We start from the raw sequence: 12490 nt of genomic DNA on the forward strand, positions 1-12490 counted from the left end.
CGACAGAGAGGAACCCGCAAGATGCAGGTCATTCGCAGATCCGAACTGGTTCCGGACCGACGCCCCGATGGTCGGACCGTGCTGCCCCTGCTCGACCTTCCCCTTGGTCCGTCAGTGGACCGCGCGGCGATCCTCCACGTTGTGCACCCCGCCGACTTCACCGAACGCAGGCACTACCACCGGCACCTCCACGAGGTGTTCTACTTCCTGGACAGCGCCGACTACTGGGTCAACGGCGCTGTGGTCCGGTTGGCCCCCGGCGACGTACTCGTCCTGGAGCCGAACGATGTTCACGGCGCGTTGCCGGTTCCCCACCCGGTCCGGATCATCGTCCACCACCTGCCCAAGGTCCCCGGTGACAAGGTGGAGGTGGAGGTGGAGGTGGACGAGGGCGCCATCGCCCCCGAAGCTCCCGGAGCTGCCGAAGCTCCCGAAGGGACGGTGCGCCGGTGACCGTCGAAGGGTGCATGTTCGACTTCTCCGGCACACTCATGCGGATCGAGCCCGTCACCGACTGGTTGCGCGCGGTCCTGAGCGAGGTCGGAATCGCTGCCACCGACACGGAGATCGAGGAGTACGCAGCCCGGCTGGATCGTTGCGGGGCGCAGCCCGGGGGTTCCGACCCAACGGCTCTACCGTCCCGCCTGAACCGCTTGTGGGACGAACGCGACCTGTCCGCGACAGCTCACCGCGCCACGTACACCGCTCTGGCCCGTGAAGCGAACCTTCCGTGGGGCCAGGCCGTGTACGACGCCCTGTACACCCGCCACATGACACCGGACGCCTGGCGCCCCTACCCGGACACCTCCGAGGTCCTGGACGAACTACGTGGACGCGGCATCCCGGTGGCGGTGGTCAGCAACATCGGCTGGGACCTGCGCCCGGTGCTGAAGGCCCACGGCATCGCGGAGCCTGTGCAGGAGTTCGTCCTCAGCTACGAGCACGGCCTGCGCAAGCCCGACCCCGAGCTGTTTCGTATCGCCTGCGATGCCCTGGAGCTCGCGCCCGAGGTGGTGCTGATGGTCGGCGACGACCGCCACGCCGACACCGGCGCGCTGGCCCTCGGCTGCCCCGTCCACCTGGTCGACCACCTCCCCGTGCATGCCCGTCCGGCCAGTCTGCGCCCGGTCCTCGACCTCGTCCGCCAGGGCGACGCCGACCATCAGCACCGACGTCCCCGTTCCGGTCCGGGGGAAGCCGGAGCGGGCCCCGACAGGTAGTGTTCACCGCTGCGAGCGGCTCCCTCCCGCGGTCGACGACTGACGAGATGTTCCCGGTGTGGGACGAACCCCGGGGATGACGGAGCACGGAAGGCAGTGGCCCCTCCCCTGCTGTGAGCGCGGCCCCTGCCTTCCGCAGCCCCGAGCTCAGTCGTCCCGGTGGACGGCCTGATCCGGTGCGGGCTGACGCCCCCAGTCCATCCGGCACCAGGGCGGCGACAGCTCCTTGAGGTCACCGATCTCCCGGGGGGAGAGGTCGGCGACGTCGGCGGCCTCCTCGTGACGGGCGAAGACGGTGTCCACGTACCGGTGCCCGGTGTCGGGGGCCACGAACACCACCCGCCGGTCCGGGGCGGCCGCCGCCTCCCAGCGCGCCACCAGGTAGGCGGCGCCCGTGGAGAGCCCCGCGAAGACCGCGTGGCGGCGGAGCAGGTCCGTGCTTCCGGCCAGGGCCGCGTCGAAACCGGTCCAGTGCACCGTGTCGTACAGGGTGTGGTCGACGTTGCCGAAGGGGATGGAGCTGCCGATCCCCGCGATGATGATCTGCGGGTCGGTGACGTGGTCGCTGCCGAAGGTGACGCTGCCGAACGGCTGGACCCCCACGAGCGGGGTGTCCGGGGCGCTCTCCCGCAGGTAGCGGGCGAGCGCCCCGGTGGAGGCCCCGGATCCGACCCCGCCCACCAGGGTGAGCGGGCCGTCTCCGGCCTCCTTGCGGATCTGGTCGGCCACCGAGCGGTAGCCGAGGCCGTGGACGACGTCGTGGTACTGGCGCATCCAGTGGTAGTCGGGGTTCTCGCGGAGCACCTGTCTGACCCGTCGGACCCGGCGGTCCTGGTCCAGCCGGAGGTCGTCCGAGGGCGGCATCTGCTCCAGGGTGGCGCCCAGGACCGCGAGCTGGAGACGCAGGGGGCGGTCGACGGTGGTGGAACCGATGATGTGGCAGTGCAGGCCGAACCGGTGCGCGGCCAGGGCCAGTCCGTAGGCGTAGATGCCGCTGGAACTGTCCATCAGGGTGTCACCGGGGCGGACCACCCCGGTGTCCAGCAGGTGGCGCACGGCCGCGAGCGCGGAGGCCACCTTCATTGACTCGAAGCGCAGGCACAGCAGGCCCCCGCCGAGATCGATCAGGTCGGGTCTGGCGATGGCTTCGGAAACGTGGTCGTCCAAGGTGGCTCCGAGGTGATCGAGGGTGGAGGGGCCGGTGTGGAGGGGGTCGGGGTCGAGGTGACCCCGGTGAGGACCGGCCGCGCGGAGGGGTCCGCCACGGCGGGCAGGGCGCCGGACCTCGTGGCCGTGGAGAACACGCGGTGAGGAGTGAGCCCAGCGGCCTGGAGACGGTCGATGGCCGCCTCGAGGCCTTCCACGAGACCGGGAGCGGCCGCGTCGAAGAGCACACCGGCCACGTTGCCGCTGTGCGCCACCTGGATGCCCGCCGCCCCGCACTCGCGGGCGACCTCCCGCAGCGTGCCCAGCTCGTCCTTGGGCAGCACACGCTGGTTGAGGATGGCGCTCTCGGTGCTGACGTGCCCGACCCCGGCCACGTCTGCCTCGGTGATCGCGGTACGCAGCGCGGCACGCAACCTCTCGTAGACGGCGATGTCCCCCCGTCGTGCGTTCCCCGCCAGGGAGAGGGTGTCGACCGGTTGGCCACTTCCGGTCAGGCAGCCCACGACCGCCATCTCCGGCAGCGCGGGGCCCAGCTCCTCCAGGACCCGGCCCTCACGCTGGGCGAACAGCAGGGGGCGGTCGCCGAACATGACCGGGTCGCTGGCGCCCTCCGCCGCGACCGCCACCCCGGCCACGGACTCCGGCGTCAACTCCACGCCGAGCCCCGCCGCGACCGCGCGCACCGCCGCCGTCACGTCACTGGTGGACGACCCCATGCCGAGGCCCGGCCGGGCCCCGCCCCGGACACTGAGGAAGCCGCCCGCCCGCGGGGTCCCGGCCACACGCGCGCACTCCTGCACGGCGAGCTCGGCGGCGCGAGCCGCCTTGGCCCGGTCGGGCGGGTCGACGACGACGTGGCGGGGCGCACTCACGGAGAACGGGGTGAACACCGCCCGGGTGCGGGGCTCGGCCATCGGCAGGGTGACCAGACCACGGGTGGGACGTCCCCGCTCGTCCAGGAATACGCCCTGGAGGATCTCGCCGTGGTGGCAGGTCGCCTGTCCAGTTCCTACGGTCACTCTCGGGTTCCTTCTCGGTAGCGGTAGAGGTGGGTCGGTTCGGCGCTGAACTGTGAGAACGGGAAGGGTTCGGCGGAGACCGCGGTGACGCCGGAGCCGAGGAAGGCCCGTGCGACCGCGCTCCCGCTCTGGGCGTACAGGACCAGCGGCAGGTCCCGTTCGCGGCAGCGCTCCAGGATGCGGTCGAAGGTGCCGTTGCCCAGGGTCATGCCGGTGGCCACGACCGCGTCGGCCTCGGCCAGGACCTCCTCCATGTCCGGGTTGACGGGGTCGCCCCACTGGGTGCGGCGCAGGTTGAGGTCGCAGGGCAGGCACAGGCCGCCCCGCTCCCGGATGGCGGCCACGAGGGGGTTGACCACGCCGATCAGGGCGATCCGCCTCCCGTCGGGTTCGGGGAGGAGTCCGGCGATGGCGCGGTCGCGGGCGACGGCGCGCTCCTCGGGGGTGCCGTACGGGAGGGTGACCCGCTCGGCACGGGGGTCCTCGGAGTGGGGTCGGGCATGGCCCAGGTAGGCGTCCAGAGCGGCCAGCCGTACCGGGGCCGGGGCTCTCAGGAGGTCGGCCAGGGGTCTGCCGGACAGGTCAGCGCAGATCTCGGGGTCCAGCTGGCCCGGTTCGAAGGAGCACGCGCCGAAGGCCCGTCCGATTCGCACCAGGACGTACTGGTTGAGGTAGGTGACGTCGCCTCCGGCCAGGCGGGTTCCGTGGTGGACCCAGAACACGCTGGTGGCGACGGGGAGGTCGGGGGTGTCGAGCACCGACTGCTGGAGGGCCCGGAGGTCGAGGGTGCGCTGGGGGTGGCTCACTTGGCGTTCTCCCGGGTGAGGCGGAACAGGTAGGTCAGGACTCCGTCGTTCCAGTCGTGCAGGTGGTGGACGTGTGCGGTGAACCCGCTGTCGACGGCGTGCCCGATGATCCCGCGCAGGTCGGCGGTGTTGGAGGCGACGAAGTAGACCTGGCCGCCGGGGGCCAGGAGGTCGCGTTCGGCGAGCTGGGTGAAGAAGGCGTCTGTGACGGGGCGCCCGGCGCAGACGTTGCGGACGACGTCGGGATCGTCGCTGACGGGCTGGCTGACCGCTGGCGGGTTGAAGGTGACGACGTCCAACCGGGGTTCGGGCGGGAACTCGGCGAACAGGTCGGAGACCAGCGGGACGAACTCGGTCCCTTGGCGGGACTCCCCCGCGCCGACGACGCGCCGGTAATTGTGCTCGGTGGCCCGCACACTGGCCGGGTGGACGTCCGCGGCCAGGATCCGGGCGGCGCCGCGCAGTCCGGCCACGGCGGCCTCCACGCCGAGCCCGGCGCCCATGGCGGCGTAGACGCGTCCGCGCACGTCGATGTCGTCGTCGAGGATGCGCTGGTGGATCATGCGGCTGGTCGCGCCGGGGAGGAACACCTCGGGCGGGACGTCGAACTCCCACCCGTTCCAGGTGTAGGAGCGGAGGGTGTGCAGGTCGACCTTGGGCCGGTTGAGGCCGATGATCTGCTCGGGCGGCAGTGGCGGGGGCAGCTGGGCGATCTGATGGGGGTCCACGCGGGGCCTTTCGGGGCTGTCTGCGGGCAGGGGGCACCGGTCGGTACGTCCTGGGGGGTACCGGTTCCGACGACCATAGCGAAAACGATAATCGTTGTCACCAGAAGCTCTTCACTCCACGGGGTCGCTGCCCCGTTACCGCGAGCGCCAATCCCCACAGAAGCGGACATCCGCCGCGCCGCAGGCAAACCACCCCGGCACACCACTCCAGTTTCACGAAGAGCGACGCAACTGATAATCGTTTTCAGTAGAGTGAGACCCTACCCACCCCGAACCGAGATGAGTACTCCTCGTGTCCACGACGCCGAACACGACCCGCCCACAGGAGCGCCGCGGCGCACCGCTGCTCCGGCCGACCTTCGTCCGCCTGTGGTGCGCGACCACCGCGTCCGGCCTGGCCACCTGGGCCATGCCGTTCATCCTGGGCCTGGCGGTCCTGCACGGTTCGCTCAGCGCGGTGGGGCTCGGACTGGTCCTGGCCGCCCGCACCGCCGGCTTCCTGGTCGCGGTCCCCCTGGGCGGCCTGTTCGCCGACCGCCACTCACGCCGGGCGGTGGTCCTCTGGTCCGGGCTCGCCGCAGCCGTCGCCAGCCCCGTCCTCGCGGCGGGGCTGGGCGGTTCGATCGCGCTGATGACCGTGGCCGCCGCGGTCGTCGGCGTCGGCCAGGGGGCCTGCCGACCCGCCTTCCAGGCCCTGACCGCCGAGGTGGTGCCGGTGGAGGACCGCCAGCAGGCCAACGCGGCCCTGACCTTCTCCGTCCGCGGGGTCACCTTCCTGGCCCCCGGGCTGACCGCCCTGCTGGCCACGGTCACCAGCCCCCAGGTGCTGCTGCTGGTCACGGCCGCTCTGTGGCTGGCCGCCGCGCTGCTGCCCCGTGGCGGCGACACCGCGCCCGTCGAGCGCCCCGCGCGGGCGCCCTTCCACGCGGAGTTCATCGAGGGGCTCACCGAGGCGCGCCGCCACAGCTGGTTCCTCGCCGGTCTGGGCGCGCTGACGGTGGTCATCGCCCTGGGCTACTCGGCGACCAACGTCCTGCTCCCCCTGGCCAGCCGTGACCACTACGGAACCGAGGCCGTCCTGGCCGGGGCGCTGACGGCCTACACGGCCGGGGCGCTGGTCGGAGCGCTGCTGGTGGCCCGCTGGAAGCCGCGCGCGCAGGGCTGGTGGGCCCTGTTCGGCCTCGGCCTGTACGCCCTCGCCCCGCTGAGCCTGGTGTTCCCCGTCGGCGGGCTCTGGGTGTTCGCCGCCTACGCCGTGGTGGGCCTGGGTGTGGAGCTGTTCAACGTCCCGTGGTTCACCGCCGCCCAGCGCGAGGTCGCCCCGGACAAACTGGCCCGGGTGTCGTCGCTGGACTTCCTGTTCGCCTACGGTCTGGCCCCGGTCGGCCTGGCCCTGATCGCCCCTGCCGCCCAGGCCTTCGGGGCGCAGAACGTGCTGCTCGCCTGCGCCGCCCTGTGCGTCCTGGCCCCGGCGCTGGCCGCCCTGGCCCCGGGCGCCCGCGACTTCCGCACACCCCGCGACTGAGCCGGACCCAGCCCGGCGCAGCGGTTCCACCCGGCCCTCGAGGCGCGTGGCCCAGGGGCGCGCGGGGGCCGCGCTCACCGGGCCGGGCACGGGCCGGTGTCAGCACCGGACCGACCGCGACCCCTGGCGTGCGCCCCTCGACCCGTGGAACACTCCGTGTGACCGGGGGCCGCCCCCCGGTCACACGGCTCAGACGGTGGGGTCGAGTCGCGCCGCCTCGTCGGAGGCGCTCTGGGGGATCACGATCTCCAGGCTGACGCCGACCTCCTGTATGGCGCGCGCGGACGACTCGGCCAGGCGGTCGTCGGTGATCACCATGGAGAAGCTCTCCAACGCGGCGACCTTGAAGGTTCCGAACGCGCCGTACTTGTCGGCCCCGGCGACCAGCACCGACGAGGACGCGGCCGCCATGGCCGCGCGCTTGACGGCCACTTTGGACCGTGAGGGCGTGGTCGAACCGCGTCCGATGTCCCACGAGCTGGTCGACATGAAGGCCACGTCGATGTTGAACTCCGCGACGGTCTCGGCGGCCATGTCGCCCACCGCGGAGCGGTTCTCACGGTCGATCTGCCCGCCGACGAAGTACAGGGACAGGTCGGGGTGGTCGGACAGGGAGGCCGCCGTGGTGAGGTCGTTCGTGATGACGGTGAGGCCGGTCACTCCCCACAGGGACGGCACGAGGTGTCCCAGGGTCGTTCCGGCGTCCAGGTAGATTGTGTGGCCGTCCTCGACCAGGGCGGCGGCGGCCTGGGCCATCGCGCGCTTCTCGTCCAGGTCCACACGGGACTTGTCCAGGTAGGAGGGCTCGGAGCGGACCTGTGAGGCGAGTTCCACGCCGCCGGGGACCGACCGGACCCGCCCCTCTTCCTCCAGGGTCATGATGTCGCGGCGGACCGTCATGTGCGAGACACCGAGGATGTCGCAGAGCTCCTTCACGCTCAGCACACCCGTGCCGCGCAGTTCTCTCAGGAGCAGTTCGCGCCGTTGCGCCGGGATCATCGTCCTCCTTCGAGTGCGTTCACAGATACATGCTAGCGAGTGTTACCAGATGATACGAGGCGTGATAATTGTTGACGCGCATGTTCCTCTCCTGTTAAACAGGGCGTGTTGCCGTTACGGGTGAGGACAACGTGTCCACCGTGACGTGAGAGAAGGAGAACCATGCAAGCCACCAGCACCACGGGCACGCCCCCGCCGACCGTGCGCTACGCGATCACCGGGGCACGGGGCGGGTTCGCCCGCACACTGCTCGCCCAGACGCCGCGCATGGACCGGCTGCGCCCCTCGGTCCTGTGCGACCTGGACACCGAGGGAACCGTCGCCCTGTGCGCCGAGCTCGGTTACCCGGTCGACGCGCTGAGGGCGTGTTCGACCCCGGGCGAGCTGGCCGCGCTCACCGGTGACGAGATCGCCGTGATCGACGACGCCGCCCTGCTCGAACACGCCGCCTACGACGTCCTCGTCGAGGCCACCGGCAGCCCTGCGGCGGGCACCGACGCCGCACGACTGGCCATCGGGACCGGACGCCACGTGGTGATGGTCTCCAAGGAGGTCGACTCCGTCTCCGGCGTCGCCCTGGCCGAACTGGCCGAGGAGCACGGCGTCGTCTACACGCCCGGCATCGGCGACCAGCCCGCCAACCTCATCGAGTGGTACGAGCGCACCCGACTGCTCGGGCTCGACGTCGTCGCCATCGGCAAGTCCGGCGAGTACGACCTCGTCTTCGACCCCGCCACCGGGCGCGTACGCCAGCTCGACCAGGAGATCGACGCACCCGAGCTGGCCTCCCTGCTCACCCTCGGCGAGGACGTGCCCGCCACACTCGCCGCCCGGGCCCGGGCCGTGTCCGACATCAAGCGGTCGGCCGCCGCCGACTACTGCGAGATGGGCGTGGTCGCCAACTTCACGGGCCTGGTGCCCGACGTGGAGACCCTGCACTACCCCGTCGCCCGCACGGCCGAGCTCGCCGACGTCTACTCGCTCGCCGAGGACGGCGGAGTCCTCACCCGCTCCGGCGTCGTGGACGTCTTCAGCGTCCTGCGCCTGCCGGAGGAGGCCTCCTTCGCGGGCGGCGTCTTCGCCGTGGTGCGTACCGGGGACGACGTCTCCTGGTCACTCTTGGAACAGAAGGGCCACATCGTCTCGCGTTCGGGACGCTACGCCTGCCTCTACCTGCCCTACCACCTCATGGGCGTCGAGACCCCGCTGAGCATCCTGGCCGCCGCCGACCAGCACCGGGCCGCGGGCACCCGTCCCCCGGCCCCGCACGCGGTGCTCTCCGGACGGGCCCGCACCGCGCTCGCCGCCGGAACACGGCTCGACATGGGCGGACACCACCACGACGTGACCGGTGTGGCTCCCGTCCTGCTGGACTCCGCCGACGCCCCCGCCGACGTCGCTCCGCTCTACCTTGCGGCGCACACCACCCTGAAGCGCGACGTGGCGGCCGGAGAGCTGCTGCGCCTCGGCGACCTCGCCGACCCCGAGGACACCCTCCTCGACACCTGGAACCTGGCGCGCTCGCGCTCGCCTCTGAACACCGGAGAGCAGTGACATGTCGGACGTCCTCACACTGCTGGCGTTCCTGGGCGCCATCGCCGTGCTCGTGCTGTTCATCGCACGCTTCAAGGTCCACCCCGTGGCCACGCTGTTCATCGTCGTCGTGGCGCTGGGACTCGTCCTGGGCATGGGCGGCACCGGAACCATCGAACTCGTCAAGGACGGGTTCGGGAACACCCTGGCCAACGTCGGCCTCCTGGTCATCTTCGGCTGCGTCCTGGGCAAGATGCTCGAACTGAGCGGCGCGGCCATGAAGATCACCGAGACGGCCCTACGGCTGTTCTCGGAGAACAAGGTGCCCTGGGCTATCGCCCTGGCCTCCACCGTCCTCGGCATCCCGCTCATCGCGGACACCGCCGTCGTCATGCTCATCCCCATCGTCTCCGCCCTGGCCTACCGCACGGGCATCTCGATGATGAAGCTCGGCCCGATCCTCTACATCGGCGCCTACGTCATGACCTCGGTCATCCCGCCCGGCCCCGGCCCGCTCGCGTCGGCATCCCTGCTGGACGTCAGCATGGGCGAGGCGATCATCTACGGTCTGGCCGTGGGCGTCCCCGGTGTCCTGGCGGCCACCCTCTACCTCTCGCGGATCAAGACGTACGTTCCGCCCAAGCCCGAGTTCGTCGCGCACCTGGCCGACGGCCCCGGGGGCGGGGAATCGGGGTCGACCGGGTCCGCCGGGACGTCCTCCGACGCCGCCACCGGCGACACCGAAGCGCCCCAGGTCGGCCTCTTCGGCTCGCTGCTCCCGATCCTGGCGCCCATCGTCCTCATCGTGGTCGCCTCCCTGACCGCCCCGGCCCTCACGGAGGGGAACTGGTTCACCGCGATCGTGCTGTTCGTCGGTGAGCCGACGGTGGCGCTGTTCCTCGCCTGCGTCCTGGCTCTCCCGCTGTTCCGCGGGCGCTGGCGGGACAAGGCCACTCTCAACGACCTCTTCGAGTCCGGGCTGCGCATTGCCGCGATGCCCCTCGCGCTGACCGGTGTCGGGGGCGCCCTGGCCACCATCGTCCGGGAGACCGGGGTGGCCGAGAACGTCGCGACGGCCATCGAGAGCACGGGGATGTCCGCGGTCATCATCCCGTTCCTCATCGCCGCCGCCGTGTGCACCATCACCGGCTCCAACATCCTGGGCGTCATGACCTCGGCCGCGATCATGCAGCCGCTCCTGCCCGCCCTCGACCTCTCACCGCTGGTGGTGTACCTGGCCTGTGCGACCGGCGCGCAGATCATGAAGCACGCGAACTCCTCCGGTTTCTGGGTCACGACGACACTGTCGAACATGACCGTGGGGCAGGGCATCCGCTCCATCGGGGTGGCCTCGATCATCTCCGGTGTCACCGGGTTCGCCGTCCTGAACGTCATGATCGCGACCGGTCTCGTCTAGCAGAAGGCGTTCCGTGGGGGCCTCCTCCACGGAACGCCTCACCCGTTCCGTCCACCACCACCGATCCACAGGAGAACCCATGGCGACTCTCGGCGCGATCGCCGACGATCTCACCGGAGCCACAGACCTCGCCATCACACTCACGTCCGCGGGCTTTCGCACCACTGTCGTCCTGGGAGCGGACGCGGACGGCGAGCGGCGCACGCTCGACGCCGTCACCGACGGGGCCGACGCCGTGGTCGTGGCCCTGAAGTCGCGCACGATGCCCGTCGACGAGGCCGTCAAGGTGTCGTTGGACGCGCTGGCCTGGCTGCGCGGCGCCGGGTGTGAACGGTTCTACGTCAAGTACTGCTCCACCTTCGACTCCACCTCGGATGGCAACATCGGTCCCGTCTCCGAGGCGGTCCTGGAGGCCCTGGGCGAGGAGGTCACGGTCATCGCCCCGGCCTTCCCCGCGAACCGGCGCACCGTCTACCGGGGCCACCTGTTCGTCGGCGACCAGCCGCTGGACGAGTCACCAATGCGGCACCACCCGCTGACGCCCATGACCGACTCGAACCTGCTCCGCCTACTCGAACCCCAGGTCAGCCGTGGCGCGGACGACGTGGCCCTAGTGCCGTGGCCGGTGGTGGCCGAGGGCGCCGACGCGGTGCGCGCCGCCATCGGCGCGGCCCGTGAGTCCGGTGCCCGGTTCGTGGTCGTCGACGCCCTGCGCGACGCCGACCTCAGGACGCTCGCCGCCGCGACCGACGACCTGCGTCTGCTCACCGGTGGCAGCGCCCTCGCCCAGGGCCTCACCGGCCCCCGGGCCGACGACCTCGCGGAGTTCACGCTGCCGGGAGGTCCGCGCGTGGTGCTGTCCGGCAGCGCCTCCCGGGCCACCCAGGGACAGGTGCGGCACGCCCTCTCCCTGGGCGCCGGACGCCGGATCCGCGCCGCGGAGCTGCGGTCGGACTTCGAGTCCGTGGTGTCCGCCGCCGTCACCGCCGCGCTGGACAGCGAGGACGTCCCGTTCGTCGTGTACGCGACCGCCTCGCCGGAGGACGTTGTCGACACTGCGGACGCGCCGGTCATCGAGCAGGCCCTGGCCGAGATCGCGGAACGCCTCGTGGCCGCCGGAACCCGTGCGCTCCTGGTGGCGGGTGGTGAGACCAGCGGAGCGGTGGTGCGTCGGCTCGGTGTCGGCTCCCTCGCCCTGGGACCCGAGGTCGACCCGGGGGTGGCGTGGATGCGCGGTCTCCGCGACGGCGAGGACATCCACCTCATGCTGAAGTCCGGGAACTTCGGCGCCGAGGACCTGTTCGTGCGTGCGTGGGAGGAGGGCGCGTGAACGAGCAGACGCTCCGCGCCGCGGAGGAGTTGTGCGCGGCGGGACGGCGCGCCGTGGACCTGGGGTTGAGCCCGGGGTCCTCGGGCAACGTCTCGGTGCGTGTCGGCGGCACCGTCCTGATGAGCCCCACCGGGGTCTCCCTGGGGGATCTGGATCCCGAGGGGCTGGCGGTGCTGGACGACGAGGGGACGCACCTCTCCGGTCCCGCCCCGTCGAAGGAGTTCCCGCTCCACCTGGAGATGTACCGCAGGTCCGTTGGGGCGCGCGCCGTCGTGCACCTGCACTCGCCGCACTCCACGGCGGCGTCCTGCCTGCCCGCGTGGTCGACCACGTCGGCGCTGCCGCCCGTCACGCCGTACCTGGTCATGCGTGTGGGCCAGGCTCCCCTGGTTCCCTACGCGGCGCCCGGGAGCCATCAGCTGGCCGAGAACCTCGCGAAGCTTCCGGGGCGCTTCGACGCGGCGCTGCTCGCCAACCACGGCTCCCTGGTCGCGGCCTCGTCCCCGGGGGCGGCCCTGGAGGGGGCGGTCGAGCTGGAGGAGGCCTCGCGCGTCGTCGTCGCCCTCAGGGGAAGCACGTTCTCGGTGCTCTCCCCCGAGGAGGTACGTGAGCTGACCGACCGCTACGGGACCACCTGGGACGTGTGAACCTCCGCTCCCCGCCGGCGTCCCTCGGGAGGAGGGGCGGACAGCCGTCGGCGGGGAGCGGGGCAGTCCCGGCCCCGCCGACGGTTCGGGCCGTGCGGC

At 71.7% G+C, this 12490-nt stretch carries 12 protein-coding genes; 7 read left to right on the forward strand and 5 right to left on the reverse strand.

Annotation, left to right across the window (positions count from 1 at the left end):
- Positions 1–21: 21 nt before the first annotated feature.
- Both BDW27_RS20480 and BDW27_RS20485 read left to right on the forward strand, forming a co-directional pair.
- Positions 22–453, forward strand: a complete 432-nt coding sequence (locus BDW27_RS20480) for a hypothetical protein (RefSeq protein ID WP_110051112.1) — start codon at positions 22–24, stop codon at positions 451–453.
- A complete protein-coding gene (locus BDW27_RS20485; protein ID WP_233515855.1) occupies positions 450–1220 on the forward strand; it encodes an HAD family hydrolase in 771 nt (256 codons plus the stop codon). Before BDW27_RS20480 ends, BDW27_RS20485 begins: the two co-directional genes overlap by 4 nt.
- Positions 1221–1367: 147 nt before the next feature.
- Here BDW27_RS20485 and BDW27_RS20490 read toward each other — a convergent pair whose 3' ends face one another.
- Genes BDW27_RS20490 through BDW27_RS20505 form a run of 4 tightly spaced genes read right to left on the reverse strand, consistent with a single transcriptional unit; the run spans position 1368 to position 4940 of the window.
- Complete coding sequence (locus BDW27_RS20490) at positions 1368–2387, reverse strand: pyridoxal-phosphate dependent enzyme (RefSeq protein WP_110051115.1); 1020 nt, start codon at positions 2385–2387, stop codon at positions 1368–1370.
- Complete coding sequence (locus BDW27_RS20495; RefSeq protein WP_110051117.1) at positions 2345–3406, reverse strand: GHMP kinase; 1062 nt, start codon at positions 3404–3406, stop codon at positions 2345–2347. The genes BDW27_RS20490 and BDW27_RS20495 overlap by 43 nt, the downstream gene beginning before the upstream one ends.
- On the reverse strand, positions 3403–4212 hold the full coding sequence (locus BDW27_RS20500; RefSeq protein ID WP_017547124.1) for a Rossmann-like domain-containing protein: 810 nt from the start codon (positions 4210–4212) through the stop codon (positions 3403–3405). Before BDW27_RS20500 ends, BDW27_RS20495 begins: the two co-directional genes overlap by 4 nt.
- Entirely contained in the window at positions 4209–4940 is a 732-nt protein-coding gene (locus tag BDW27_RS20505) for a methyltransferase (RefSeq protein WP_110051119.1), read from the reverse strand. The genes BDW27_RS20500 and BDW27_RS20505 overlap by 4 nt, the downstream gene beginning before the upstream one ends.
- A 292-nt stretch (positions 4941–5232) precedes the next feature.
- Between BDW27_RS20505 and BDW27_RS20510 the strand changes: the two genes are divergently transcribed.
- Entirely contained in the window at positions 5233–6465 is a 1233-nt protein-coding gene (locus tag BDW27_RS20510) for an MFS transporter (protein WP_110051121.1), read from the forward strand.
- A gap of 189 nt (positions 6466–6654) precedes the next feature.
- Here the strand turns inward: BDW27_RS20510 and BDW27_RS20515 are convergent, their stop codons facing one another.
- Entirely contained in the window at positions 6655–7464 is an 810-nt protein-coding gene (locus BDW27_RS20515) for a DeoR/GlpR family DNA-binding transcription regulator (protein WP_017547121.1), read from the reverse strand.
- Positions 7465–7626: 162 nt separating this feature from the next.
- Here BDW27_RS20515 and BDW27_RS20520 point away from each other — a divergent pair, with 162 nt between their 5' ends.
- From BDW27_RS20520 to BDW27_RS20535, 4 genes are all read left to right on the forward strand, one after another.
- Positions 7627–9018, forward strand: coding sequence for a homoserine dehydrogenase (locus tag BDW27_RS20520; RefSeq protein ID WP_110051122.1), 1392 nt, complete (start codon positions 7627–7629; stop codon positions 9016–9018).
- 1 nt (position 9019) lies between these two features.
- Entirely contained in the window at positions 9020–10414 is a 1395-nt protein-coding gene (locus BDW27_RS20525; protein WP_110051124.1) for a GntP family permease, read from the forward strand.
- 79 nt (positions 10415–10493) lie between these two features.
- The gene (gene otnK / locus BDW27_RS20530; protein ID WP_110051126.1) at positions 10494–11744 is read left to right on the forward strand and encodes a 3-oxo-tetronate kinase; all 1251 of its coding nucleotides are present in this window, start codon (positions 10494–10496) and stop codon (positions 11742–11744) included.
- Entirely contained in the window at positions 11741–12391 is a 651-nt protein-coding gene (locus BDW27_RS20535) for a class II aldolase/adducin family protein (protein ID WP_110051128.1), read from the forward strand. Before otnK ends, BDW27_RS20535 begins: the two co-directional genes overlap by 4 nt.
- Positions 12392–12490: the final 99 nt, after the last annotated feature.

Origin of the sequence: Nocardiopsis sp. L17-MgMaSL7, assembly GCF_003182025.1 — a bacterium.
Lineage (GTDB): Bacteria > Actinomycetota > Actinomycetes > Streptosporangiales > Streptosporangiaceae > Nocardiopsis > Nocardiopsis prasina.

Excerpts from the sequence above, each read along its gene's own strand:
- BDW27_RS20525 (WP_110051124.1), top strand. The coding sequence starts at position 9,020 with ATGTCGGACGTCCTCACACTGCTGGCGTTCCTGGGCGCCATCGCCGTG.
- BDW27_RS20480 (WP_110051112.1), top strand. The coding sequence starts at position 22 with ATGCAGGTCATTCGCAGATCCGAACTGGTTCCGGACCGACGCCCCGAT.
- BDW27_RS20520 (WP_110051122.1), top strand. The coding sequence starts at position 7,627 with ATGCAAGCCACCAGCACCACGGGCACGCCCCCGCCGACCGTGCGCTAC.
- BDW27_RS20515 (WP_017547121.1), bottom strand. The coding sequence starts at position 7,464 with ATGATCCCGGCGCAACGGCGCGAACTGCTCCTGAGAGAACTGCGCGGC.
- otnK (WP_110051126.1), top strand. The coding sequence starts at position 10,494 with ATGGCGACTCTCGGCGCGATCGCCGACGATCTCACCGGAGCCACAGAC.